The following is a 24,807-nucleotide window of genomic DNA, read 5'->3' as shown; positions in this document are numbered from 1 at the left end:
CCGGGGGATGGCACGCAGCATCGCGAGCAACACCCGGGTCGACCGGGACGCCCTGACCGAGTTCATCCGACCGCGGCACAAGGTGCTGCTGATGACCACCCGCGCCGACGGGCGCCCGCAGTCCTCGCCGGTCTCCTGCGGGGTGGACGCCGCGGGCCGGCTGGTCATCTCCACGTACCCCGAGCGGGCGAAGGTCGCCAACATCCGGCGCGACCCGCGGGTCTCCGCCTGCGTGCTCTCCGACGACTGGAACGGCCCCTGGGTGCAGGTCGACGGCGTCGCCGAGGTGCTCGACCTGCCGGACGCGCTGGAGCCGCTGGTGGAGTACTTCCGAAGCATCTCCGGCGAGCACCCCGACTGGGACGAGTACCGGCGGGCCATGGCGGCCCAGGGCAAGTCCCTGATCCGGGTGACCGTGGACAGCTGGGGGCCGATCGCCACCGGCGGGTTCCCGGCCCGGCTCGCCGACTGATCCTCAGTACGCGGCGGTGAAGCGCATGTTCTCGAACCGGGGCTCCTCGATCTCGTCCACCACCGCCACCGCCAGGTCCTCGTAGGTCAGCACCGAGCGGCCCGACCCGTCGACGACGGGCTGCTCGGTGCCGGTGCGGTAGCGCCCGGTGCGCTCGCCCGGGTGGAACTCCACCGGCGGCGGCGACGCGTACGTCCAGGTGACCCCGTCGGCCGAGGAACGGTAGAGGGCCAGCGCGTCGGCCTGGCCCAGCGCCGCGTCGCGGTACTCCTCGGGGAAGTCCGGCTCGTCGAGGAACGGGGTGCCGTTCGGGGTCAGCAGGGTGGCGCCGCCCCCGACGTGCAGCACCCGGGGCGGGTTCGGCATGTCCCGCAGCACGGTGACCAGGTTCTCCGCGGCGTCCCGCCAGAGCGCCCGGTCGCCGCCGCCGATCGCCACCACGATCACGTCCGCCTCCGGCGCGAGCTGTCGTACGCTCTGCGCCGAGGTCGCGTCGCCGGTCACCACATTCACCCCGACGGGCAGCCAGGTGACCGCCTCCGGGCGGCGGACCGCCGCGGTGACCCGGTGCCCCCGATCGGCCGCCTCGACCACGATCCGCGAGCCCGCGGTGCCGCCCGCCCCGTACACCACGAGATTGCTCATGCCCTCCAGGCTATGGACCCGCCCGGGTGGCCGTCGGTGGAACCGGTCAGTCGATCAGCGCGGAGTAGACCAGCTGCCGCAGCTGGGAGCGCAGTGGGTAGGTGCTCGACGGCATCAGCTGGGTGAACAGCAGCGCGGTGACCTCCTCCACCGGGTCCACCCAGAACGCGGTGCTGGCCAGGCCGCCCCAGTAGTACTCGCCGACGCTGCTGGGCACCCGCGCGGGCACCGGATCCTGGACCACGGCGAAGCCCAGGCCGAAGCCGATGCCGTCGAGCACGGTCTCGGCGAACCCGGTCGGCGCGAAGGACGCCAGGTCACCGCCGCCGGGCAGGTGGTTACGGGTCATGAAGCGCACCGTGCGGGGCGACAGCAGGCGTACGCCGTCCAGCTCCCCGCCGCGCAGCAGCAGCTGGGTGAACCGGTGGTAGTCGGCGGCGGTGGAGACCAGCCCGCCGCCGCCGGAGAACCAGCCGGGCCGGGCCAGCGCGGCGGCGCCGATCCGGTCGGCGCGGACCGCCTGGCCGGTCGCCGGGTGCGGGGTGTAGAGGGCGGCGAGCCGCTTGGCGTCCGGCTCGTCGACCCACCACCGGGTGTCGGTCATGCCCAGCGGGGCGAAGATCCGCTCGGCGAAGAACGCGTCGAGGGACTGCCCGGAGACCACCTCGACCAGCCGTCCCAGCACGTCGGTGGAGACGCCGTAGTTCCACCCGGTGCCCGGCTGGAACAGCAGCGGCAGCCTGGCCAGCCCGGCCGTGGCGCCGGCCAGGTCCAGCCCCGGCGGCACGCCGAGGTCGTAACCGGCGGCCCGGTAGAGCGAGTCGACCACGGAGGTCTGGGCGAAGCCGTAGGTCAGCCCGGAGGTGTGGGTGAGCAGGTGCCAGACGCGGATCGGCTCGACCGCCGGCACCGTGTACGGCTTGACGGCCGAGCCCTTGTCGAAGACCCGTACGTCGGCGAACTCGGGCAGCCAGCGGCTGATCGGGTCGGTGAGCTCGAACCGGCCCTCCTCCCAGAGCATCATCGCGGCGACCGAGGTGACCGGCTTGGTCATCGAGTAGATCCGCCAGAGGGTGTCCCGCTCCACCGGCGCGCCCGCCTCGACGTCGCGCATCCCGTACGTCGAGGAGTGCGCGACCTCGCCGCGCCGGGTCACCACCACCTGCCAGCCGGCCAGCCTGCCGTCGTCGACGTACCGGCCGAAGTGCGCGTCGATCCGCGCCAGCCGGTCGGGGTCGAAGCCGAGCAGATCCGGGTCGGTGTCGCGCGCCACGCTCATCCCGCCGAACCTACTCGCCGGTACGCCACCGCGGAAGGGTCGGCCGGCGGCGCCGGTGGGCCGGCATAGGGTGGGCCGGTGCCGGAGACCATCGAGGACACCACGTTCCGCCACGACGACTGGTACGCCGAGGAGCTCGTCGACCGGCACTTCGTCCGGTGCGCGTTCCACGACGTCGACCTGACCGAGGCGACCAGCCGGGGTGCGTCGTTCACCGAGTGCACGTTCGGGGCGGTGCGGTTCAACGCCTCCCGGCACGTCGACTCGGCGTTCACCCGCTGCGTGTTCCGGCGGTGCAACCTGTTCGAGGCCGAGTTCACCGGCTGCAAGCTGGTCGGCAGCGGCTTCGACGAGTGCGACCTGCGCCCGCTGCGGGTCGACGGGGGTGACTGGTCGTTCGTCGCGCTGGCCGGGGCCGACCTGCGCGGGGTCACCCTGACCGACGTACGGATGCGGGAGGCCGACCTGACCGGGGCCGATCTGACCGGCGCCACGGTGACCCGGGTGGACCTGTCCGGGGCGCAGCTGCACGCAGCCCGGCTGACCCGGGCCGACCTGCGCGGCAGCGACCTCACCGCGCTCGATCCGACGGTGGTGCAGCGGGCCGGCGCGCTGATCGACGTGCAGCAGGCGATGGTGCTGGCCCAGACCCTCGGCTTCGAGATCCGCTGACCCCGGCGGGTCGGTCGCGAGCTGCCACCGGCCTGCGCGATATGCCCGTATCGTGCGGACATGACCCATGCCTCCGAGCGCCGGTACGGGCGGCTGCGCTGGTTCAACGTGCTGGTCGGCGTGCTGCTGGCGGCCGAGGGTGGGCTGATGTGGGCGGCCAGCAACGACCTGAAGCTGCCGATCACCGCCTCCTACCTGACCGCCGACCCGGTGACCCTGCGCGACGGCACCCTGCCGGAGACCGTCTGGCGGGTGCCGATCGGCCCGGCCGTGGCGATCTTCCTGCTGCTCGCCGCCGTGGACCACTTCACGGTGGCCGCGCCCCGGGTGCACCGCTGGTACGAGCGGCGGCTCGACCGCCGGGCCAACTACGCCCGGTGGATCGAGTACTCGGTCAGCGCCTCGCTGATGATCGTGCTGATCGGTCTCTTCGTCGGCATCCGGGACCTGGCCGCGGTGATCGGCATCTTCGCGGCGAACAGCGCGATGATCCTGTTCGGGCTGCTGATGGAGCGCCAGCAGCGACCCGGCCGGGCCGACTGGAGCGCCTTCTGGTTCGGCTCGGTGATCGGGGTGGCGCCGTGGGTGGCGATCGTGGTCTACATCGCGCACCCGCCCGAGGTGCCCACCTTCGTGTACGCGATCACCGTCGTGCAGTTCATCCTCTTCGCCGGCTTCGCGATCAACATGGCCCTGCAGTACGCCGAGGTGGGTCGCTGGCGCGACTACCGCTTCGGCGAGGTGGGCTACATCCTGCTCAGCCTGGCGGCGAAGTCCGCGCTGGCCTGGCTGATCTTCGCCAACGTGCTGCGCACCTGATCCGTCGCGCGGTACTGGCAGGAAACCTGCCGTTACTACCGCTTGGTAACGAACTGGAAACGCCCACCCGTCCGGATATGGCGCACTCCGCCGCGTGATGAAAACGTGAGACGGCTCACGCCGCACCGCGACTCCCCACGCGGGCGCCGGCGTCGGGCGGGGGAGTGGACACGTGACGGACGAAGTGACGGCCCGGCCCGGGCCGCTACCCACGCGCACGCGCAGTGCCGACCGCCGGACGGCCCGCGGCCGGCGACGCCGCCGCTGGCTGGTGGCGGAGTCGTTGGCCGCCGTGGCCTGCGTCGCCGCGCTGGTGGCGTACCTCGGCTCCGGACCGGGCGATGCGCCGCCCGCGCCGGACGGGGTGCTGCCGGCCGGCGCGCCCACCGTGGCCGCGCCCCCGGCGGCCGCGGTCGGCCTCGGCGCGTCCGGCGAGGCGGCCCCGGCCTCCCCGGGGTTGCGGCCCCGCGAGCGGCCACCCTCGCCGACCGCCGCCCCGCCGAGCGGCCCGGCCACCGGTCGGCCGGGCGGCCCGCTGCTGGAGGTGACCCAGGCCGACGTGCCGGCCACCGTGGACCTGACCAGCCTGGGCGCCCGGGACTGGGTGCACTGGGGACTGCGCGGTCCGAGCTCGGTGGTCCGCAAGCGCGGCGGCTCCGGCGAGATCCGGGACGCCGGCGGCCGGGGCGCCCGGGGCGGCTACGACACCAACCCCGAGTTCTTCGGCTGGCGCGACGGCGACCCCGTCGCGGCCGAGCCGGCCACCCCCACCGGCGTGTACGCCTGCGGGGTGGGCAACGGCTTCGCGCTGACCGTCGCCGGCAGCGGGCAGGACCGCACGGTCCACCTCTTCGCCGGCCTGTGGATGGCCCGGGGCCGGCTGGACGCCCGGCTCTCCACCGGCGGCCCGACCCGCACCCTGCGGATCGAGGACCCGCACACCACCCACACCGCCGACTTCGTGGTGCGGTTCCGGGTCGCGCCGGGAGAGCGGCTGCTGCTGGACTGGACCACCGAGCAGACCTTCAACGGGTGCGGCAACGTTGACCTGCAGGCGGTCGCCCTGCGGTGAGGCGTTCGGCCCGCGGTGCGGCGTTCGGCCTGCGCGGGCCCGACCGCCGGAGTAGCTTGGGCTGGATGTCCACACTCCACAGGAGGCGGCCGATGGCGACGAACGAGCAGGTGGTGGACAGCCCCGAGGGCTGGGTCGCCGAGCACATCCAGCGGTACGTGGAGACCGCCGGCGCCGACGGGCACGAGTGGCGTCCCGGCGTCTTCACGCTGCTGCTGACCACCCGCGGGCGCAAGAGCGGCAAGCTGCGCCGCACCGCGCTCATCTACGGCCGCGACGGCGACGACTACCTGGTGGTCGCCTCGCAGGGCGGCGACCCGCGGCACCCCGCGTGGTATCTGAACCTGCTCGCCGACCCCGAGGTTGAGGTGCAGGTCGGCGCCGACCGGTTCACCGCCCGGGCCCGCACCGCCACCGCCGAGGAGAAGCCGCGGATGTGGCGCACCATGACCGCCACCTGGCCGGCGTACGACGAGTACCAGACCAAGACCGACCGGGAGATCCCGGTGGTGGTGCTGGAGCGGGTCTGAGGCGGAACGGCATCGACGCCGGTGCGCGGCTCGGCCAGAATGATCCCCTGAGGGCCCGCGCCGGCGGGCCCCACGACCACGGGGAGGGACGATGCCCGCCTTCGCGCTGGCGCACCTGCGCACACCACAGCTCAACGAGGACGTCCTGGAGTACCTCGACCGGATCCAGTCCACCCTCGACCCGTACCAGGGCCGGTTCCGGGTGCACGGGGCGGAGGTCGAGGTGCTCGAGGGCGAGTGGCCGGGGACCGTGGTGATCATCGAGTTCCCGGACGTCGACCGGGCCCGCGCCTGGTACGCGTCCCCCGCGTACCAGGAGATCCTGCCGCTGCGCACCCGGAACATCGAAGGGTCCGCGATCATCGTGCCGGGCGTCGGCCCGGACTACGACGCCGGCCGGACCGCCGCCCGGCTACGCGAGGCGGCGGCCGCCGGCTGATCGTCGCACCAGCGCTCAGCAGGCGTTCGGCTTCACCCAGGAGCACTCCAGACCCGCCGGCGCGGTCGGCGCCTCCGGTGCCACCGGGGGCGCCACCCGCGCCGTCGTGCCGCTCCTGCCGGAGTACGACGCCAGCGCGATCGCGATCTGGTCCTCCAGTCCCTTCACCGACGAGGCCAGGTAGTTGTTCAGCACGATCGAGAAGGCCAGCACCCGGCCGTCGGCGTCGGTGACGTAGCCGGAGAGCCCGGACGCCCCGGTCAGGCTGCCGGTCTTGGCGTGCACGTTGTTCGCCGCCGGGGTGCCCCGCATCCGGCTGCGCAGCGTCCCGCCGACGAAGCGGTCGGCGTTGCCGGCGATCGGGAGCGCCGCGTACCAGGTGGCGAACCAGGGCTCGGCACGGACCGCGCTGAGCAGCGTGGTGAACTGGCCGGGCGGGATCTGGTTCAGCCGGGACAGCCCGGAGCCGTCCCGCTGGCGCAGTGTGCCGGTGTCCACGCCGGTGCTCGCGACGTACCGGCCGATCTCGGCGAGCCCGGCGGTCCAGCTGCCCTGGCCCGCGCGTACCCGGCCCAGCTCCTTGGTGAGCACCTCGGCGTGCCCGTTGTTGGACAGCTTCAGGAACGGCACCATCAGCTGGGCCAGGGTCATCGAGTCGTGCCGGGCGACCACGGGCGCGGTGGCGGGAGTGACCCCGCCCAGCACCGTAGGCCGGCCGGCCACCCGGACCCCGTGCCGCTGCAGGGCGCGGCGGAAGACGTCGGCGGCGTAACCCGCCGGCTCCCAGACGGTCATCCAGTCGCTCGTCGGCTCGGCGCCCACCGCGATCCGGCCGGTGACCACGATGGTGTTGGTGCCGTGCCGCCGCTCGAAGGAGATGCTGGTCTGGCCGGTGGCCACCGTCTCGGCCCGGTTGTCGATCCGCAGGTACCCGTTGGGTGGGGTCATCGTGACCACCGGCGGTGCGCCCGCGGCGGCCGGGGCGGCGTGCACGATCACGTTGCCGGCGTCGTAGTCGGTGTCCGGTGCGACGGTCAGCGCGGACACCTGCGGCGCGTAGTAGTACGACTCGTCGTCCCAGGTCCAGTCGGGGCCGAGCCGGGCCCGGTCGTACCGGCTGTCGTCGGCGACCAATTTGCCGGTCACCACCCGTACGCCGCTGGCGGCGACCTGCGCGGCGAGCGCGTCGTAGTCGGCGGCCAGCATCGTGGGGTCTCCGCCGCCGCGCAGGTAGAGGTCGCCGGAGAGCCAGCCGTTGCGGCGGGTGCCGGCGGCCCGCACGTCGGTGGTGAACCGGTGGCCGGGCCCGAGCAGCTCCAGCGCGGCGGTCGAGGTGAGCAGCTTGGTGTTCGAGGCGGGGACCAGCCGCCGGTCGCCGTTGCGGTCGTAGAGCAGGGCGCCGCTGGCGGTGTCCCGGACGACGACGCCGGCCTGCGCGCCGTCGAGGCGGGCGTCGGCGAGGATCGCGTCGATGGTGGCGTGCAGCCGGGTCTCGGCGGGGGTCGGCGACTCTGCGGTGGCGGGCAGCGCGGCGGCGGTGGCCGCCGTAGCGGCCAGCGCCACCAGCGTCACCGCCCGGCGGAAGAGACGACCATGCATGCGCTGACGCTGTCACGCATATTTCCGCCGGGCAATACCTGGGCGCGAAAGGTTCTCGCCGAGGGTCGGCCGTCAGGCCGGCGGCGCGTGCGGCGGAGCCGACGGCGGGGTCGGCGGGTGTGGGGTGTCCGGGGCGTGCCGGTGCGGCCCGGGCTGCGCCGCGTGGGGCTGCTCCGGCGAGCCGCGGTAGAGCGAGTTCCAGTTGACGATCAGTGGCGCCACCAGCGCCGCCAGCGCGCCGCCCAGCAGCGGGAAGACGATGAACACCCAGAGCTGGCGCAGCGCGGTCCCGCCCTCGAACAGCGCCGGGCCGAAGGACCGGGCCGGGTTGACCGACGCTCCGGTGAGGGTGATGCCGACCAACTGGGTCGCGGCCAGTGCCAGACCGATCGGCACCCCGGCGATCCCGGCGTGCTCGGTCCGGCTGGTCACCACCAGCACCACCAGCACCAGCAGGAAGGTCAACGCGGTCTCCAGCACCGCCGCGCCGCCACGGTTGATGTGCGCGCCGTACCCGTTGGCGCCCAACGCACCGGTCTGGTCCACCACGTCGCCCCAGCGCACCAGCGCCCAGATGAAGAAGGCGGCCACGGTGGCGCCGGCCAGCTGCGCGATCCAGTAGGCCACCGCCCCGACCAGGGAGATCTTCTTGGACAGCAGCACCCCGAGCGTCACCGCCGGGTTGACGTGGCTGCCGGAGAGCGGCCCGATGGCGTAGACCAGCGCGAGCAGCGTGAGACCGAAGGCGAGGGCCACCACGATCACCCCACCCTGGACGCGGGCGAAGACCGCGGCACCCACGCCGAAGAAGACCAGCAACAGGGTGCCACCGAACTCGGCGGCGTACCGTCTGGCGTTGTCCATGCGCCCAGCGTATGGAGCGATCACGGCCGCGAGATGGGAAAACGCGAAAGTGGTTCGGCGCGTCGCCGACAGACCCCGCTCTATTTGACGCCCGCCCCGGCGGCGGGCACGGTGGGAGACGAGGGCGCACGAGACGCCCTTCTCCGCCGGGCGATGTCTCGCCGCCCGCTCGCGCGTCCGACTGCCGCGCGCCTCGCCATCCCCAGACATCCACGAGGAGTTCCGCATGCTCACCATGACCGACAACGCCGTGCTCGTGATCCGTGACCTGGCCAGCCAGCAGGATGTCGCCCAGGACGGCGGGCTGCGCATCGCGGCCGACACCGAGGCGGGCTCGCTCACCATCGAGCTGGTGCCGCAGCCCGAGCAGGGCGACCAGGTGGTCGACACCGAGGGTGCCCGGATCTTCCTCGACGCCGACGCCGCCGAGCTGCTCAACGACACCTCCGTGGACGCGGTCGTCGATGACGAGGGTGTGGTGCAGTTCGGGTTCACCGAGAAGGAGTGAGCCAGCCCGCGGCGACCCGGAGGGCGTACCGGAGGAATTGACACGGGTCGACGCGGATGATGGCATGGTCGGGCGGGCACGCCGGGCGTGGACAGGGCACCCAGGACCACGTCGTCGCTTCATCCTGCCCGGAAGGCAATTCCTCCATGAGATCCTCGCGTCCCCGCGCCGGTCTGCTCGCGGCGCTGGCCGCTGCCGCCGCGCTGCTCCTCGCCGCCCAGCTGCCGGCCCAGGCGCTGACCGTCCCCCCGCCCACCAGCCCGGTCACCGGCAACGCCACCCACTTCGACGGGCTCGGCTCGCCGTACGGGGGGTGCGGGTTGCCCGAGTCCGAGCTGGACTCGCCCAACTACGTCGCGCTGAACGTCTACGACCTGCCCGGCGACTACACGTCGTACCCGGTCCGGCCGATCCCGCCGGACCAGGCGGCGAAGATCGGGCTGTGGAACAACGGCCTGAACTGCGGCCGGTACGTGCAGGTGAGCATCGGCGACTACTGCACCGGGATCAACGACGGCGCGCCCGGCCAGCCGTTCTGCCGCGGCGGCGCGTGGACGGCCGACGCGTACAACGGGGCGACCCTGACCATGCTGGTGGCCGACAGCTGCGGCGACGGCAACGCCTGGTGCCGGGACGACCCGTACCACCTGGACCTCGCCACCGCCTCGCTGAACCGCTTCGCCAAGGGCGGCGCCCCGGTCGGCGACATGTACCCGAACCACTGGGGCAACCGGCACGTGTCCTGGTCGTTCGTGCCGGCCCCGAACTACTCCGGTGACATCCGGATCGGCTTCATGCAGGGCGCCCAGCGGTACTGGCCGGCCATCGCCGTCTCGCACCTGGCCAACGGCATCCACGGCGTGGAGTACCTGGCCGACGGGGTGTGGAAGGCGGCCACCATGAACAGCGACATGGGTCAGTCGTACCTGCTGGGCGCCACCACCAGCGGCGGGACCGACTTCCAGATCCGGGTCCGGGACGTCACCGGCGCGCTGATCAACGGCGGCCGGGTCTACAAGTTCGCGCTGCCGGCCTCCTGCGGCGGGACGTGCTCCGCGGCATACACCCGGGTGGACTACACCACCGCGGGTGGCACCGACCCGACGGCCTCGCCGAGCCCCACCACCTCGCCGAGCCCGACCACCTCACCGAGCCCGACGACCAGCCCGAGCCCGACGACGCCGGCGCCGGCCGGGTGCGCGGCCAGCTACCGGGTCACCGGGACCTGGTCGGGCGGATTCCAGGCCGAGGTGACCGTGCGCAACACCGGCACGGTCGCCAGCACCGGCTGGAGCACCGCCCTCACCTTCGCCGGCGGCCAGCAGGTCTCCTCCGGCTGGAACGCGACGGTCAGCCAGTCCGGCACCCAGGTCACCGCCGGCAACGCCGCGTGGAACGGCGCGCTGGCCCCGGGTGCCAGCACCAGCTGGGGCCTGGTCGCGACCGGCGCCGCCGGGTCCCCGTCGGCGCTGGCCTGCACCACGCGCTGAACCGGCGCGCCCGGGGTGGGCGCGGGCGGCCGCTCGTCGTGAGCGGTCCGGTCGCGCGCCCGCCCCGGACCCGGGGCGCCGCCGTCATCGGCAGGCGGCGGCGCCCCGCAGTCGACGTCTCTCATGATCGAATACGCCTCAGCGTGCGTGACATCGGCGTGTCGAGTCGCTCAGCCGTAGACGATCTTGTTGAGCCCGCCGCTGGTGGCGGCGGGCTCACACACATCATCTCGGTCAGTCATCGTGGTGGTCGTCGGCCGGGTCGTCCGTGCCGCGCCCGTGCCGGTCGTCGGTGGGCGAGGCGGCCGGCGCGGGTGGCCGACCCGCGGGCCGGTCGGCGGTCGGTCGGCGGTCGGTGCGGGTCACCACGCCGGTGGCCAGGTCGACCCGGACGTCCCAGACAGTCGTACCGGCCAGCACCGTGACTCGCCACACCGGACGGCCGGCCTCCCGCTCGGCCTCTACGCCCTTCACCCGGTCACCGGCGACCGCGGTCCGGGCGATCGCCGCGGCCCGGTCCCGGCCGACCCGCTCGCCCACCATCGGCCCGGTGCTCGGCGCACCCGCGCCGAGGCCACCGGCCCGCCCTGCGGCCGGCGAGGTGTCGGCCACCGCCCGCGGCGCGCCCCGGTCGGCGTCCGCGCTCCGGTCGGCCGCCGCGGCCCCGAGTGCCGCGCCGGTCAGCGCCAGCGCGGCCAGGCCCCCCGCCGCGCCCATGATCAGAGAGGTACGTCGCATGGTGTCCCACCCTTCCTCGTCGTTGTGATCGAGGATCGGTCCACGGCGGATAGCGGCGCGCTGCCCGAGGGCTAAGCCGCGGTTATCCCGGCGGTCGGCCCAGCCGCAGCCGGATCACCGCGCCCTCCCCGGGCCCGCCGGCCAGCTCCAGCCGACCCCCGGTGGCGTCGGCGGCCCGCCGGGCGATGTCCAGACCCAGCCCGGTCGACCCGGCGCCGCTGGCGCCCCGGCGGGCCGCGTCGGCGGGCAGGCCGGGGCCCTCGTCGGCGACGGTGAGGGTGACCGCGTCCGCTTCGGGGGCCAGCCGCACGGCGAACGGCGTGCCGTCGGGCGTGTGCGCGAACACGTTGCCCAGCAGGGCGTCCGTGGCCGCCGCCAGCTCGTCGGCGGGCAGCCCAACCGGCAGCGGGCCGGGGGCCAGCCGCACGGCCACCGTCCGGCCGGTGTCCTCGGCCAGCACCGACCAGAAGGCCAACCGGTCGGCGACCACCGCGACGGCGTCGCAGCCGGCCGGCGCGGCGGCCGGGTCGCTGCGCCGGCGGGCCCGCTGGATCACCCCGGTGACGGCGCGTTCCAGCCCGTCGACCGCGGCGGCCAGCCGGGCCGCGTCCTGTGGGTCGCGCAGCGCCTCCGCCTCCAGCCGCAGCGCGGTCAGCGGGGTACGCAGCCGGTGCGACAGGTCCGCCACCTGCTCGCGCTCCTCCCGCAGCAGCACCTGGATCCGGCCCGCCAGGTGGTTGAGCGCGCCCGCCACCTCGCGCAGCTCCGGCGGGCCGGCCGGGGTGGCCCGGGCATCCAGCTCGGCGTTGGCCAGCCGGTGGGAGACCGCCGACAGCTCGCCGATCGGCCGGACCAAGCTGCGGGCCAACCGGTCCGCGACGGCCAGCCCGACCAGCACCAGCAGCCCGCCGAGCAGCGCGAGCACCGCCCAGGCGCGGGCCACGCCGTTCTCCAGCTCGGCCCGGCCGACCACGGTACGGATCACCCCGGTGCCGTCCGGCCGGCCCTGGACCGCGATCACCACCTCCCGCCCACCGGCGTCCGCCGCGGTGAGGCTCTGCCCGCGTGCCGCCAGCCGCACCGCCGGGGTGCGTGGCGCGGCCGCCCCGAGCACTGCGCCGTCGGGCAGGAAGACGCTGACCGGACGCCCCGACTCGGCGACGAGCTGCTCCACGGTGAGCCGGATGGTGGTGGTGTCCGCGGTGCCGACCACCGGCACCAGGCTCTGCGCGTCGGCGGTCGCCCGGACGGTCGCCCGGTCCGCCGCGACGGTCCGCACCAGCAGGGCCAGCGGCACCAGGAAGGCGACCAGGGTGAGCACGCTGACCGCCGCGGCGAGCAGCGTCAGGCGCCGCCTCACCGGGGCGCCTCCAGTCGCACCCCGACCCCTCGTACGGTGTGCAGGTAGCGCGGGTGCTGGGCGCTCTCGCCGAGCTTGCGCCGCAGCCAGGACAGGTGCACGTCGACGGTCTTGTCCGCCCCGCCGTACGGGATCCGCCACACCTCGGTGAGCAGCTCCCGCTTGGTCACCACCTGACCGGGCCGCTCGGCGAGGTGGCGCAGCAGGTCGAACTCGCGCGGGGTGAGCTCCACCGACTCGCCGTCCAGGCTGACCTGGCGGGACCGCGGGTCGATCCACAGCCCGCCCACCACCAGGGCGGGATCGGCCGGCGGCCCACCGGCCGGGCCGCGCCGCAGCACCGCCCGGGCCCGGGCGTCGAGTTGGGCGGCGGTGAACGGCTTGACCAGGTAGTCGTCGGCGCCCGCGTCGAGGATCCGGACGATCTCCGTGTCGTCGTCCCGGGCGGTCGCCACGATGACCGGCACCCTGCTCACCGCGCGCAGCATCCGCAGCAGCTCGGCACCGTCCAGATCGGGCAGACCGAGGTCGAGCACGACCAGGTCGGGCCGGTCCTCCAGGACGTCCCGCAGCCCGGTCATCGCGGTCGAGGCGGCCGCCACCGCGTGCCCGCGCTCGCGCAACGCCCGGATCAGCGGGGTGCGGATGGTCAGGTCGTCCTCGATGAGCAGCAGCCGGGCCATTGCCGCAGGCTAGTCGGCGCTGGACGGTACGGTCGTCCGGCACAACCTTCCCTTAACCCTCCGCTGGGCGCGGCACAACCCGGGCTGGGGCAGACTCGGGGAATGTCCGGTCGACCGATCCTCGCCGCCGCCGGCTGGCTGGTCACGGCGCTCGCCGCCCTGCTCGCCGGTCTCGGCGCGATCCGCCTGGTGGGGGAGAGCATCACCGGCACCCCGGGCGGGGTGCGCAGCCAGCGGGAGGTGGCCCGGGCGCTCGCCGAGCCGGCCCCGGCCACGCCCGCTCCCGCGCCCACCGCGTCGGCCGGGGCGGTGACCGGCTCGCCGGTGGGTGGCACGACGAGCCCGGCTGCCGTCGGCACCGCCGCCAGCTCCCGCCGGGCGTTCGCCACCGGCGGCGGCAGCGCGGTCGCCGAGTGCGTACCGGGTGGGGTGCGGTTGGTGTCCTGGGCGCCGGCGCCGGGATGGCGGGCCGCCGAGGTGGAACGCGGCCCGGACGACCACGTCGAGGTGCGCTTCCTGGGCCCGGGCGGCGAGGCGGAGCTGAAGCTGCGCTGCGCCGGCTCGCCGCCGACGCCGCAACGCCGCGACTGACGTTCGCCGGCTCGGGGCCGACCCGCCGGGGCGAAGCGCAGGCGGGCGGACCCGGAGACGGGCGCACGGCGCCGCACGACCATGGTCGTCACGTCGCCGCGCTCCGGCCGTCTCCCACCACCGCAGCCATCCGGCGGTACGCCGGCGGGGACCTGGCTCAACCGGCGCCGTCTGCGCGCCGGTCCGGTGCTCGATGCCCGCTGTGCCGGTGAACAAACCTCCCCCGGCCCCGGAATTCCACCATCTGCGAGTCCCGGCGTGATCCGGCCCCGCACCGGGTAAGGCCCGCGCATGGAACATTTCACGATCGCGACCGTCGCCCAGCAGAGCCCCGATTTCCGCCGGGTGCTGTGGACCGGCCGGCGCACCCAGCTGGTGATCATGACGATTCCGTCCGGCGGCGAGATCGGCGAGGAGGTGCACGACGGGATCGACCAGATCCTCACCTTCGTCAGCGGCACCGGCGAGGCCCGGGTCGGCGGCGAGACGAAGGCGGTCGCCCAGGGCGACCTGGTGGTCGTGCCGGCGGGAACGAAGCACAACTTCGTCAACACCGGGCCGAACCCGCTGGTCCTCTACACCGTCTACGGGCCGCCCGAGCACGCCGACCAGGTGGTGCACCACACCAAGGAGGAGGCCGACGCCGCGGAGGCCGCCGGCGAGGACGAGCCGCCGGCCGCCTGATCCGGCCCGGCGCGGGTACCCGGCCCGGGTGCAGCAGCCGCCCATCTCCGACTACGCGTTCCTGTCCGACTGCCGCTCCGGCGCGCTGGTCGGCCGGGACGGCGCGATCGACTGGTGGTGTCCCGAGCGCTTCGACGCGCCCTCGGTGTTCGGTCGGCTGCTCGACCCGGACGCCGGGTACTGGCGGCTCGCGCCGCTGGCCCCGAGCCGGGTGGAACGGGCGTACCACCCGGACACGCTGGTGCTGCGCACCGTGCACCACACACCCGAGGGCAGCGTCGCGGTCACCGACGCGCTCGCCGCCGAGCCGGGCGCGCGCGGCCACCAGCTCGGGATGAACTCGCCGGCCGTGCTGCTGCGGGTGGTGGAGGGACTCAGCGGCCGGGTCCGGATGGGCCTGGACCTCGCGCCCCGCCCGGAGTACGGGCTGCTCACCCCGTACCTGCACGACCAGCCGGACGGCGGGGTGCTGGCCGCGGCCGGTCCGGCCACGCTGACCCTGCGCGGCACCGGGCAGACCCTGCGGGCCGACCGGGACCGGGTGCGGCACGAGTTCGAGGTGGCCGCCGGGCAGCGGGTCGGCTTCGACCTGGCGTACGCCCCGGCCTATGGCGCCCCGCCGGCCCGGCTCGACCCGCTGGTCGCCGTCGTCGACACCACCCGGGCCTGGGAGGCGTACCGGGAGAGCCACCGGTACGACGGCGAGTACCCCACCCAGGTCCGGCACAGCGCGACCGTGCTCACCGGACTGACGTACGCCCGCAGCGGCGCGGTCGCCGCGGCGCTCACCACCTCGTTGCCGGAGCGGATCGGCGGCGACCGCAACTACGACTACCGCTACTCCTGGCTGCGCGACTTCTCGATGACCATGCGGGCGCTCTGGGTGGCGGCCTGCCCGGACGAGGCCGACCGGCTGTTCAACTGGGCGGCCCGCTCGATCGGCCGGCTGGGCGGCCAGCCGGTGCCGGTGCTGTTCGGGCTGGAGGGCGAGCGTGACCTCTCCGAGCACGAGTGCGGCCACCTGCGGGGGTACGCCGACAGCCGGCCGGTGCGGATCGGCAACGACGCCTGGCGGCAGCGCCAGCTGGACGTCCCCGGTGAGGTGATCTCGGCGGTCTGGCGGCTGCACGACTACCTGGGCGAGACGTTCGACGTGGAGCTGCGGGAGATGGTCGTCGGGCTGGCCGAGCAGGTGGCGGCGACCTGGCGACAGCCCGACCGGGGGATGTGGGAGACCCGGGACGCCGAGCGGCACTACCTGTCGTCCAAGGTGCTCTGCTGGACGGCGCTGGACCGGGCGGTGGCGCTGGCGCCCCGGCTGGGGGAGCGGGCCGACCCGCGGCGCTGGGCGGCGATCCGGGACGAGATCCGGGCGACCGTGCTGCGGGAGGGCTGGAACGAGCGGATCGGGGCGTACACCGGGGCGTTCGGCTCCGCGGAGCTGGACGCCTCGGCGCTGTTCCTGCCGGTGGTGGGCTTCCTGCCGGCCACCGACCCGCGGATGCGCTCCACCATCGACGTGGTGGAGCGCGAGCTCGGCACCGACCAGGGGCTGGTCCGGCGCTGGGGCACCGACCCGGCCGGCTTCGTGCTCTGCTCGTTCTGGCTGGTGGAGTGCCTGGTGCTGGCCGGCGAGCCGGAGCGGGCCCGCCGGCTGTTCGACAAGGTGCTCGGGCACGCCAACGACGTCGGCCTCTTCGCCGAACAGATCGACCTGGCCACCGGCGCGCAGTTGGGCAACACGCCGCAGGCGCTGTCCCACATCGGCCTGATCAACGCCGCCTGGCGAATGACCGACCCGGGCACGGCTTGAGCTGTTCCGCGCCGGGCGCGGAGCGAGGGCGCCTCAGAGCACCGGTACGCCGGTGACGTCCACCGTCTCCGGATACTTCAGCCCGGCGCCGGTGTTCAGCACCACCACCCGCTCGCCCGGGCGGATCCAGCCACCGGCCCGCAGGTGCCGGGCGGCGGTCAGGCAGGCCGCACCCTCCGGGCAGAGCAGCAGCCCCTCCCGGGCGGCGAAGTCCCGCAGGTCGGCCAGGATCTCCGCGTCGTCCACCGCGATCGCGGTGCCGCTGGACTCGCGCAGCGCGGCCAGGATCAGCTCGTCGCCCAGCGGCGCGGGGACGGTGATCCCGAACGCGACGGTGTGCGCGTCCGCCCACGGCTCGGCGCGGTCCTGCCCGGCGGCGAACGCCCGGACGATCGGGGCGCAGCCGGTGGACTGCACGGCCACCAGCCGGGGCAGCCGGTGCTCCGCCCAGCCCAGCTCGATCAGCTCGTGCATCGCCTTGTGGATGCCGATCAACCCGACCCCGCCCCCGGTCGGATAGATGATCACGTCGGGCACCTGCCAGCCGAGCTGCTCGACGAGCTCGTACCCCATCGTCTTCTTGCCCTCCAGCCGGTAGGGCTCGCGCAGCGTGCCGGCGTCGAAGACCGCGCCGTCCGAGCCGGCGACCAGCTCCGCCACCCACCGGCCGGCGTCCGAGATCAGCCCGTCGACCAGCCGCAGGTCGGCCCCGGCTGCCACGCACTCGCGGCGGCAGATGGTCGGCGCGGACAGCGGCATGGCGATCGTCGCGCCCATCCCGGCCCGGGCCGCGTACGTCGCCCAGGCCGCCCCCGCGTTGCCGTTGGTGGGCATGGCGATCCGCTCGATGCCCAGCTCGCGGGCCCGGGACACGCCGACCGCCGCGCCGCGCGCCTTGAACGAGCCGGTCGGGGTGAGCCCCTCGTCCTTGACCAGCAGGTCCGGGAGGCCGATCTCGTGGCCGTACGCCGGCGCGCGCCACAGCGGCGTCCAGCCCTCGCCCAACGTGGTGACGTGCCGCTCGTCGGCCACCGGCAGCAGCTCCCGGTAGCGCCACAGGTCGGCCGGGCGCAGCCCGAACCGCTCCGGCGCGACCGCCTTCGCCACCGCGGCGAGGTCGTAGCGGGCCAGCAGCGGGGAGCCGCAGCCGCAGAGGTTGGCCGGCCTGCCGGCGTCGTGCTCCCGCCCGCAGCGCGGGCACTCCAGGTGGGTCAGGTACACGATGCTCCTCGCCGTCAGGCCGCGTCGATGCTCAGCCAGCGCCGGCTGGCCCGGCCCGGGGACCTGCTCCGGGGTGCGTGCCGCGTCCCGCCTGCGTCGGTACTCCTCCAACCGGTCCGCCACACCGTATTCTCCGGCAGACCGCTGCGGTTCGCCGGATGCCCCGGCATGTCCCGGGCGATCACGGGTAGAACGGTCGGCATGGACAATGATCAGCCCACCGTGCTGCTCGCCGGCGACGTGCGGATGCCACTGCTCGGCTTCGGCACCTGGCAGGCCACCGGCCAGGCCGGCTACGACGCCGTGCTGGCCGCGTTGGACGCCGGCTACCGGCACCTGGACACCGCCACCATGTACCGCAACGAGGACGAGGTGGGTCGGGCGATCGCCGAGAGCGGGCTGCGCCGGGAGGACGTCTTCGTCACCACCAAGCTGCCGCCGGACCGGGTGGGCCGGGAGCGGGAGACGCTGGAGGCGAGCCTGGCCGCCCTGGGCACCGACCACGTCGACCTGTGGCTGATCCACTGGCCGCCGTCGTCGCCGGCCGACAGCATCCCGATGTGGCGGGAGCTGCTCGCGGCGCGCGAGGCGGGGCTGACCCGGGCGGTCGGGGTGAGCAACTACAGCACCGCGCAGATCGACGAGCTGATCCAGGCCACCGAGGAGAACCCGGCGGTCAACCAGATCCGGTGGAGCCCGTCGCTGTACGACCGGCAGCGGCACGCCGAGCACCGGGACCGCGGCGTGGTGCTGGAGGGGTACAGCCCGTTCAAGACCAGCGACCTGGCCGACCCGGTGCTGAGCCGGATCGCCGCGGCGCACGGCGTGTCGCCCGCGCAGGTGGTGCTGCGCTGGCACATCGACCACGAGATCGTGGTGATCCCCAAGTCGGTGACCCCGGACCGGATCCGGGCCAACTTCGACGTCTTCCGCTTCTCGCTGACCGCCGAGGAGATGCGCGACATCGACGCGCTGGGCGGCTGACCGCGACGGCGAGGGGCGGGCGTGGTCGTCGCGACCGCGCCCGCCCCCGCGTCGTGGATCAGACCTTGGCGCAGGTCTGGCCGTTGAGGGTGAAGCTGCTCGGCGCGGTGAACGAGCCGCTCATCGACGCCTGGTAGCCGAAGTTGGCGGTGCCACCCGGCGCGATCGAGCCGTTGTAGCTGACGTTCTTCGCGGTGACCGCGCTGCCGCTCTGGCTCACCGTGGCGTTCCACGAGTTGGTGATCTGCTGCCCGGTCGGCAGGTTGTAGGCCAGCGTCCAGCCGTTGACCGCGCTGGAGCCGGTGTTGGTGATCACCAGCTCGGCGGTGAAGCCGTTGTTCCAGGTGCTGGTCGGGGTGTACTTCACCGTGCAGCTGCCGCCCGCCGGCGGCGGGGGCGTGCTGCCGGTCGGCGTCGGGGTCGGGCTGGGCGGCGGCGGGGTGGTGCCGCCGCCGGTGTTGACGCTCTGCGAGAAGCCGCTGACCGCGAGGCCGGCGCCGCCCTGCCACGGCTCGAAGCCGGCCTGGATGCTGGTCAGGTACCAGTCCGCGGTGATCGCGCCCCGGTTCTTGGTGTCGTTGATGAACTCCATCGCGTCGAAGCTCAGGCTGGCGATCGGCGACGGCGCCACGTACGAGATCACGTTGTTCTGGCCGTTGCTGCCGCGCCAGACCTCCCAGCTGCGCCCGGCGAGGGTGGTGTTGCCCACCGGGGCGCCGATCGGCTGGATCGGGCCCTGCCGGTTGAGCCAGATCATGATCTCCATCTGGTTGACCCCGTCCTTCTTCGGAGTCGGGTCCAGCCAGATGTCGTACGCGGCGTCGTAGGTCGCGCCGCTGACGTACGTGTAGTTGATGCTGCCCGGCGCGCTGCTGATCGACTTCACCTGCAGCGGCAGGTTGGTGCCGGGGGAGCAGTTGGTGTAGTGGCAGCCCGCGAAGATCGACGGGTACGACACCGGAGCGCCGTTGGTGGGTGACGAGCCCTGCTGGGTGGTGATGCTGAACCCGGTGTCGGTGGCGTTGATGCACTGGGTGGCGGTGGTGCCCCAGCGGTTGTTCTGCACCACGTACCTGCCGCCGACGACGGTCGAGCCGAACTGGTCGCAGATCTGGGTGTCGGCGGAGGCGGTGCCGCCGAGGGCTACGGCAACCAGCGACCCGGCGGCCAGCAGGCCGGCCGCGGCGATGGCGCGGAGTGAACGCTTCATCATGCTCCTTGAACTTCGGCGTGGGGGGCGCCGGACGGGTGGTGGTACGTTCGGGAGCGCTCCCAGGTTCTGTCGACACATTTACATGCCTGCAACGACAATGCAACAGAACCGGTTAAGTGAATCTTCGCCGGCTCGCGTACGACGGCCGACCGGGCGGCCATCGACGGCCCGGCGACACGGCCGAGGGGTCCTCCTCCGACCAGCGGAAACGAGCCCGTTGGCGGGGGCGTTGGGCGGCCCCGCGGTCCGGCGTACGGGCCTGTCGGCCCTGTCGAGGGGGCCGCTGCGGCGAGTAGTGTCTTGCCTCCAACGCGTGCCGAACCCCTCCGGAGGCGTACACCACCATGGGTGGCATCCCCCTGCGCGTCCTCGTCGTCGGCGCGGGCATCGCCGGCCTGGCGGTGGCGCGGGCGCTGCGGATGGCGGGGTTCCGGCCGGACGTCACCGAGAAGCTCCCGCCGAACCAGCTCGCCGACACCGGCCTGTACCTTCCGGGCAACGCCGACCGCGCGCTGCGCCGGCTGGACCTGGCCGACCCGGTCCGCCGGCTCGGGCAGGTAGTGCACCGGCAACGCTTCCTGGACGCCGCCGGCGAGCCGCTCTGCGAGGTCGACCTCGACGCGCTCTGGGCCGGGGTCGGCGAGTGCCGGGCGCTGCCCCGCCGTGACCTGCACCAGGTGCTGCTCAGCGCCGCCGGCGGCGCCGTCCGGCACGGCGCCGAGGTCTGCGCGCTGGAGCTGCTGCCGGGCCGTGTCGGCGTCACCTTCGCCGACGGCACCGGGGGCGAGTACGACCTGGTGGTCGGCGCGGACGGGCCGCGATCCGCGGTACGGGCGCTCGGCGCGCTCGGCGGTCCGCCCCGCCCCGCCGGTCAGGTGACCTACCGCGGGGTGGTCCGGGACGGGCCGGAGGTCACCGACTGGACGGCGCTGCTCGGGCAGCGCGCCGGCTTCCTGGTGGTGCCGACCGGCGCCGGCCGGCTGTACTGCTACGCCGACGAGGCCGGCACGGTCGCCCCGGCCGACCCGGTGGCCCGGCTGCGGGAGCTCTTCGGCGGGTACGGCGGGCCGGTGCCGGCGGTGCTGGAGGCGCTCGGCGACGTGCAGGTCGGCCTCACCGAGGAGGTGGAGCTGGGGCGCTGGCACCACGGCCGGGTGCTGCTGGTCGGGGACGCGGCCCACGCCACCGCGCCGACGCTGTCCCAGGGCGCCGCGATGGCCGTGGAGGACGCCGTGGTGCTCGCCGAGTCGCTGCGCGCGGCCGGCAGCGTGGAGGCGGCGCTGGTCGCGTACGAGAGTCGCCGGCGGCCGCGCACCCGATGGGTGCGGGACCGGACCCGGGACCGCAACCGGACCCGGGACGTGCCGCCGGCGCTGCGCGATCCGCTGCTGCGCGGGCGCGGCGGGCGGATCTTCCGGGAGCACTACCGACTCCTGGTGGGCCCGCTCTGACGGGACACGAGCCCCCGCCCAGCCTGCCCGACCACCCCCGTCGGCGGTGCCACCTCCCGGGGACTATCCTCCTTGCGGATGACGGCTCGCAGCTGGAAGCGCGTGCCGAGCGGGACAACCGAGAACCGGAGGCCATTCGTGACCACCGTCGCACCCAAGCCGGTCGTGACCCGGCCCTGGCCGGTCCGAGAGCCGGTCAAGGGGTCGGCATTCGCGCGGCTGCTGCGCACCACGGACGCGAAGCAGATCGGGATCATGTACATGGTCACCGCGTTCGCGTTCTTCATGATCGGTGGCCTGATGGCGCTGATCATGCGGGCCGAGCTGGCGCGGCCGGGCATGCAGTTCCTGTCGCCCGAGCAGTACAACCAGCTCTTCACCATGCACGGCACGATCATGCTGCTGTTCTTCGCGACGCCGATCGTGTTCGCCTTCGGTAACTACGTGGTGCCGCTGCAGATCGGCGCGCCCGACGTCTCGTTCCCCCGGCTGAACGCCTTCGCCTACTGGCTGTACCTCTTCGGCGGCACGATCGCCACCGCGGGCTTCATCGCCCCCGGCGGCGCCGCCGACTTCGGCTGGTTCGCCTACGTGCCGCTGAGCACCGTGGAGCACTCCCCGGGTGTCGGCGCCAACATGTGGATCGTGGGCCTGGCCATCTCCGGTCTGGGCACCATCCTCGGCGCGGTCAACATGATCACCACGATCCTGACCCTGCGCGCGCCCGGCATGACCATGTTCCGGATGCCGATCTTCACCTGGAACCTGCTGGTCACCAGCCTGCTGGCGATCCTGGTCTTCCCGCTGCTGGCCGCCGCCCTGTTCGCGCTCGCGGCGGACCGGCTGATCGGCGCGCACGTGTACGACGCGTCGACCGGTGGGCCGATGCTGTGGCAGCACCTGTTCTGGTTCTTCGGGCACCCCGAGGTGTACATCGTCGCGCTGCCGTTCTTCGGCATCATCAGCGAGGTCATCCCGGTCTTCTCCCGTAAGCCGATCTTCGGTTACAAGGGTCTGGTCGCCGCGACCATCTCCATCGCCGCGCTGTCGATGAGCGTGTGGGCGCACCACATGTTCGCCACCGGCCAGGTGCTGCTGCCGTTCTTCAGCTTCCTGAGCTACCTGATCGCCGTGCCGACCGGTATGAAGTTCTTCAACTGGATCGGCACCATGTGGCGTGGCCAAATCAGCTTCGAGTCGCCGATGCTCTTCGCGATCGGCTTCCTGGTGACGTTCCTCTTCGGTGGTCTGACCGGTGTGCTGCTGGCCAGCCCGCCGCTGGACTTCCACGTCTCCGACTCGTACTTCGTGGTGGCGCACTTCCACTACGTGCTGTTCGGCACGATCGTGTTCGCCGTCTTCTCCGGCATCTACTTCTGGTTCCCGAAGATGTTCGGCCGGATGCTCGACGAGCGGCTCGCGAAGCTGCACTTCTGGCTGACCATGATCGGTTTCCACACCACCTTCCTGATCCAGCACTGGCTGGGCAACGAGGGCATGCCGCGGCGGTACGCCGACTACCTGCCGAGCGACGGCTTCACCACGCTCAACACCATCTCCACCATCGGCGCGTTCCTGACCGGTATCTCCACGCTGCCGTTCATCTACAACTGCTGGAAGTCGTACAAGACCGGCCCGGTGGTCGAGGTCGAGGACCCGTGGGGTCACGGCAACTCGCTCGAGTGGGCGACCAGCTCGCCGCCCCCGCTGCGGAACTTCGACCGGATGCCGCGGATCCGCTCCGAGCGGCCGGCCTTCGACTACAAGTTCCCGGAGCTGGCCGCCGGCGGCCAGAGCGTCGCGGGCCCGCCGGAGGGCGGCGCCAAGCCGCTGACCAGCGAGTCCAACGGTGGCGCCAGCTACCAGGAGGACACCGCGGCGAACGTCGACCAGCGCTAGGTTCCACCGCCGCTCCGCCCACGGGCGCCGCACCCCACTTCCCGGGGTACGGCGCCCGCGGCCGTTACCGACATGGGTACGGAGACGCATCGCTCCGCCGGGTTGTCGGCCGACCGAAAATGCGGCTCGCCGATCACTACTGTCAGTGACGCCGGCCGGATCGAATCTCCTGACAAGCGTTATGCCTCAGAGGCATATTTATGCCTCTGAGGCATAACGCTTACCAGCCACAGGCCCGCCGGGACGGGCATGACCACCGTCCTCCCGCGCGGACGGCGTCCCCTGCCCTTGCCGCCGGTCCGACGCCCGGGGGCCACGCGGCCGATGCCGGGCCGCGACGCCGATCAACCCCCAGTGGCCGATCTGAGTCGGGGCCGGGAAGCGTTAACCTCGCGTGGCACGGATCGGCGGCACCAGCACCGCAGCGCCGGCCGGCGCCACAGTGGCGGATGCGGTCGCGGCCGGCTCGGCCGGGACCGGGTCGGCTGCCGGAGCGGGTCGGCTGACGGTGCGGGGTCGGCTGACGGTGCGGGGTCGGTGGACGGAGCGAGAGCGTGCTCGGCGTGGGTGCCGGCGGTGCCCGCGTGGCGGCGGTGGCGCAGCTCGATCGGCAGCACCACGAGGGCCACCAGTAGACCGAGCGCGCCGGTGACCGCGAAGCCCCAGAGCGGCGCGCTGGCGTCGATCACCGCGCCGGCCAGCGGTGCGCCGAGCGCGATGCCGACCGTGACGGCGGAGCCGTGCAGGCCCATCGCCTCGCCCCGGACGGCTGCGGGAGCCAGCCGGCTGACCGCGTCTGACGTGGCGGCCAGGGTGGGGGCGCAGAGCGCGCCGGCCGGGATCAGGGTGAGACACAGCAGCCACCAGTGGCTGCCGCCCAGCCCGACCGGGATGGTGCAGGCGGCCAGCGCCGCCATCAGCGCCAGCGGCGAGAGCGACCGGCTGACCGCGCCGTACGTGAAGCCGCCGACCAGCGAGGCGACCGCCCACATGGAGAGCACCGCGCCCGTCCAGCCCACCTCGCCGCTGGCCCGCAGCACGGCCACCACCGCGACGTCGGTGCCGCCCAGCACCAGCGTGGCCGCGGTGCTGACGGCCAGCACGGCCAGCAGGCGGGGGGTGAGCCACTGCCGGCGCGGGACGGCCGGGCGTGGCCCGGCGGGCTCCTCGGCGCCCCGGGTGGGCGGGTTCAGCAGCCAGAGCGCCACGCCGGAGCCGACCATGCCGGCACCGACCAGCCAGAGTGTGTAGCGGGGTGAGACGGCGGTGGCGAGCGCGACCGCGAGCGCCGGCCCGACCATGAACGACAGCTCCACCGACATCGAGTCCAGCGCGTACGCCGGGCGGCGTCGGTCGGCGGGCACCAGCGCGGCGATCGACTGGCGGATCACCGAGAAGACCGGCAGGGCGAGCAGCCCCGCCACGAAGGCGGCCGGCAACAGCACCGGATAGCTCAGGGTCGGCGCCGCGGCCCAGAAGACCCCCTCGACCACCGTTGTCAGGGCGACCACCGGGCGCAAGCCGCGCCGGTCGACCAGGCGGCCGAGCAGCGGGGAGCCGAGCGCCGCCCCGACGGTCAGCGCGGCGCCGACCAGACCGGCCGCGCCGTAGCCGCGACCCAGGTCGAGCACGACGAAGAAGGTCAGGGTCACCCCGGTGGCCGAGACCGGGATGCGGGCCAACACCGACACCAGCAGCAGCGGACGGAGCCCGGGCAGCGCGAGCGCCCGCCGGTAAGGCGTCAGGTTCATGATGGTCCGTACCTCCGGCGGTCATCCTGG

24 protein-coding genes are annotated in these 24,807 nt (G+C 73.8%); 14 read left to right on the top strand and 10 right to left on the bottom strand.

Annotated features, from left to right (window positions below; genetic code table 11):
* Positions 1-7 precede the first annotated feature (7 nt).
* Positions 8-472, top strand: coding sequence for a PPOX class F420-dependent oxidoreductase (locus tag ACFY3U_RS02545; protein ID WP_387193608.1), 465 nt, complete (start codon positions 8-10; stop codon positions 470-472).
* 3 nt (positions 473-475) lie between these two features.
* Here ACFY3U_RS02545 and ACFY3U_RS02540 read toward each other — a convergent pair whose 3' ends face one another.
* Both ACFY3U_RS02540 and ACFY3U_RS02535 read right to left on the bottom strand, forming a co-directional pair.
* Positions 476-1,117: an NAD(P)-dependent oxidoreductase gene (locus tag ACFY3U_RS02540; RefSeq protein WP_387193605.1), complete on the bottom strand. Its 642-nt coding sequence runs from the start codon at positions 1,115-1,117 to the stop codon at positions 476-478.
* Positions 1,118-1,163: 46 nt separating this feature from the next.
* Positions 1,164-2,396, bottom strand: coding sequence for a serine hydrolase domain-containing protein (locus ACFY3U_RS02535; protein ID WP_387193602.1), 1,233 nt, complete (start codon positions 2,394-2,396; stop codon positions 1,164-1,166).
* 78 nt (positions 2,397-2,474) lie between these two features.
* On the opposite strand from ACFY3U_RS02535, the gene ACFY3U_RS02530 reads away from it, so the two are divergent.
* From ACFY3U_RS02530 to ACFY3U_RS02510, 5 genes are all read left to right on the top strand, one after another.
* Positions 2,475-3,068, top strand: coding sequence for a pentapeptide repeat-containing protein (locus ACFY3U_RS02530; RefSeq protein ID WP_387193599.1), 594 nt, complete (start codon positions 2,475-2,477; stop codon positions 3,066-3,068).
* A 60-nt stretch (positions 3,069-3,128) separates the two neighbouring features.
* Positions 3,129-3,887 carry a heliorhodopsin HeR gene (heR, locus tag ACFY3U_RS02525; protein WP_387193596.1) on the top strand — a complete coding sequence of 253 codons (759 nt, stop codon included), beginning with the start codon at positions 3,129-3,131 and terminating at the stop codon, positions 3,885-3,887.
* 172 nt (positions 3,888-4,059) lie between these two features.
* A complete protein-coding gene (locus ACFY3U_RS02520; protein WP_387193593.1) occupies positions 4,060-4,959 on the top strand; it encodes a hypothetical protein in 900 nt (299 codons plus the stop codon).
* Between the two features lie 92 nt (positions 4,960-5,051).
* On the top strand, positions 5,052-5,489 hold the full coding sequence (locus ACFY3U_RS02515) for a nitroreductase family deazaflavin-dependent oxidoreductase (RefSeq protein ID WP_387193590.1): 438 nt from the start codon (positions 5,052-5,054) through the stop codon (positions 5,487-5,489).
* Positions 5,490-5,580: 91 nt separating this feature from the next.
* Positions 5,581-5,928 carry a DUF1330 domain-containing protein gene (locus ACFY3U_RS02510; protein ID WP_387193587.1) on the top strand — a complete coding sequence of 116 codons (348 nt, stop codon included), beginning with the start codon at positions 5,581-5,583 and terminating at the stop codon, positions 5,926-5,928.
* 15 nt (positions 5,929-5,943) lie between these two features.
* Here the strand turns inward: ACFY3U_RS02510 and dacB are convergent, their stop codons facing one another.
* Both dacB and ACFY3U_RS02500 read right to left on the bottom strand, forming a co-directional pair.
* Positions 5,944-7,527 (bottom strand): D-alanyl-D-alanine carboxypeptidase/D-alanyl-D-alanine-endopeptidase, encoded by a 1,584-nt coding sequence (dacB, locus tag ACFY3U_RS02505; protein ID WP_387193584.1) that lies wholly within the window; start codon positions 7,525-7,527, stop codon positions 5,944-5,946.
* A 72-nt stretch (positions 7,528-7,599) separates the two neighbouring features.
* Positions 7,600-8,391: an MIP/aquaporin family protein gene (locus ACFY3U_RS02500; RefSeq protein ID WP_387193581.1), complete on the bottom strand. Its 792-nt coding sequence runs from the start codon at positions 8,389-8,391 to the stop codon at positions 7,600-7,602.
* Between the two features lie 226 nt (positions 8,392-8,617).
* Here ACFY3U_RS02500 and ACFY3U_RS02495 point away from each other — a divergent pair, with 226 nt between their 5' ends.
* A complete protein-coding gene (locus ACFY3U_RS02495; protein WP_387193578.1) occupies positions 8,618-8,899 on the top strand; it encodes a HesB/IscA family protein in 282 nt (93 codons plus the stop codon).
* 146 nt (positions 8,900-9,045) lie between these two features.
* Positions 9,046-10,389, top strand: a complete 1,344-nt coding sequence (locus tag ACFY3U_RS02490) for a cellulose binding domain-containing protein (RefSeq protein ID WP_387193575.1) — start codon at positions 9,046-9,048, stop codon at positions 10,387-10,389.
* A gap of 234 nt (positions 10,390-10,623) precedes the next feature.
* Here the strand turns inward: ACFY3U_RS02490 and ACFY3U_RS02485 are convergent, their stop codons facing one another.
* From ACFY3U_RS02485 to ACFY3U_RS02475, 3 genes are all read right to left on the bottom strand, one after another.
* A complete protein-coding gene (locus ACFY3U_RS02485; protein WP_387193572.1) occupies positions 10,624-11,127 on the bottom strand; it encodes a PepSY domain-containing protein in 504 nt (167 codons plus the stop codon).
* Between the two features lie 82 nt (positions 11,128-11,209).
* Positions 11,210-12,487: a sensor histidine kinase gene (locus ACFY3U_RS02480; RefSeq protein WP_387193569.1), complete on the bottom strand. Its 1,278-nt coding sequence runs from the start codon at positions 12,485-12,487 to the stop codon at positions 11,210-11,212.
* Positions 12,484-13,170, bottom strand: coding sequence for a response regulator transcription factor (locus ACFY3U_RS02475; protein WP_387193566.1), 687 nt, complete (start codon positions 13,168-13,170; stop codon positions 12,484-12,486). Before ACFY3U_RS02475 ends, ACFY3U_RS02480 begins: the two co-directional genes overlap by 4 nt.
* Before the next feature lie 102 nt (positions 13,171-13,272).
* Here ACFY3U_RS02475 and ACFY3U_RS02470 point away from each other — a divergent pair, with 102 nt between their 5' ends.
* From ACFY3U_RS02470 to ACFY3U_RS02460, 3 genes are all read left to right on the top strand, one after another.
* Entirely contained in the window at positions 13,273-13,761 is a 489-nt protein-coding gene (locus ACFY3U_RS02470; protein WP_387193563.1) for a septum formation initiator, read from the top strand.
* Positions 13,762-14,052: 291 nt separating this feature from the next.
* On the top strand, positions 14,053-14,445 hold the full coding sequence (locus ACFY3U_RS02465) for a cupin domain-containing protein (RefSeq protein ID WP_387193560.1): 393 nt from the start codon (positions 14,053-14,055) through the stop codon (positions 14,443-14,445).
* 28 nt (positions 14,446-14,473) lie between these two features.
* Positions 14,474-16,258 carry a glycoside hydrolase family 15 protein gene (locus tag ACFY3U_RS02460; protein ID WP_387193557.1) on the top strand — a complete coding sequence of 595 codons (1,785 nt, stop codon included), beginning with the start codon at positions 14,474-14,476 and terminating at the stop codon, positions 16,256-16,258.
* Between the two features lie 33 nt (positions 16,259-16,291).
* On the opposite strand, the gene ACFY3U_RS02455 is transcribed toward ACFY3U_RS02460, so the two are convergent.
* Complete coding sequence (locus ACFY3U_RS02455; RefSeq protein ID WP_387193554.1) at positions 16,292-17,602, bottom strand: threonine synthase; 1,311 nt, start codon at positions 17,600-17,602, stop codon at positions 16,292-16,294.
* A 78-nt stretch (positions 17,603-17,680) separates the two neighbouring features.
* Here ACFY3U_RS02455 and ACFY3U_RS02450 point away from each other — a divergent pair, with 78 nt between their 5' ends.
* The gene (locus tag ACFY3U_RS02450) at positions 17,681-18,463 is read left to right on the top strand and encodes an aldo/keto reductase (RefSeq protein WP_387193551.1); all 783 of its coding nucleotides are present in this window, start codon (positions 17,681-17,683) and stop codon (positions 18,461-18,463) included.
* A gap of 58 nt (positions 18,464-18,521) precedes the next feature.
* On the opposite strand, the gene ACFY3U_RS02445 is transcribed toward ACFY3U_RS02450, so the two are convergent.
* The gene (locus tag ACFY3U_RS02445; RefSeq protein WP_387193548.1) at positions 18,522-19,673 is read right to left on the bottom strand and encodes a cellulose binding domain-containing protein; all 1,152 of its coding nucleotides are present in this window, start codon (positions 19,671-19,673) and stop codon (positions 18,522-18,524) included.
* Between the two features lie 347 nt (positions 19,674-20,020).
* Between ACFY3U_RS02445 and ACFY3U_RS02440 the strand changes: the two genes are divergently transcribed.
* Positions 20,021-21,127 (top strand): FAD-dependent monooxygenase, encoded by a 1,107-nt coding sequence (locus ACFY3U_RS02440; protein ID WP_387193545.1) that lies wholly within the window; start codon positions 20,021-20,023, stop codon positions 21,125-21,127.
* Positions 21,128-21,265: 138 nt separating this feature from the next.
* Positions 21,266-23,026 carry a cytochrome c oxidase subunit I gene (gene ctaD / locus ACFY3U_RS02435; protein WP_387193542.1) on the top strand — a complete coding sequence of 587 codons (1,761 nt, stop codon included), beginning with the start codon at positions 21,266-21,268 and terminating at the stop codon, positions 23,024-23,026.
* Positions 23,027-23,370: 344 nt separating this feature from the next.
* Here ctaD and ACFY3U_RS02430 read toward each other — a convergent pair whose 3' ends face one another.
* Positions 23,371-24,777: an MFS transporter gene (locus ACFY3U_RS02430; protein ID WP_387193538.1), complete on the bottom strand. Its 1,407-nt coding sequence runs from the start codon at positions 24,775-24,777 to the stop codon at positions 23,371-23,373.
* Positions 24,778-24,807: the final 30 nt, after the last annotated feature.

The sequence above is a fragment of the Micromonospora sp. NPDC000089 genome, assembly GCF_042899365.1.
Classification (GTDB): Bacteria; Actinomycetota; Actinomycetes; order Mycobacteriales; family Micromonosporaceae; genus Micromonospora.
This window is presented reverse-complemented; position numbering and strand designations above follow the sequence as displayed.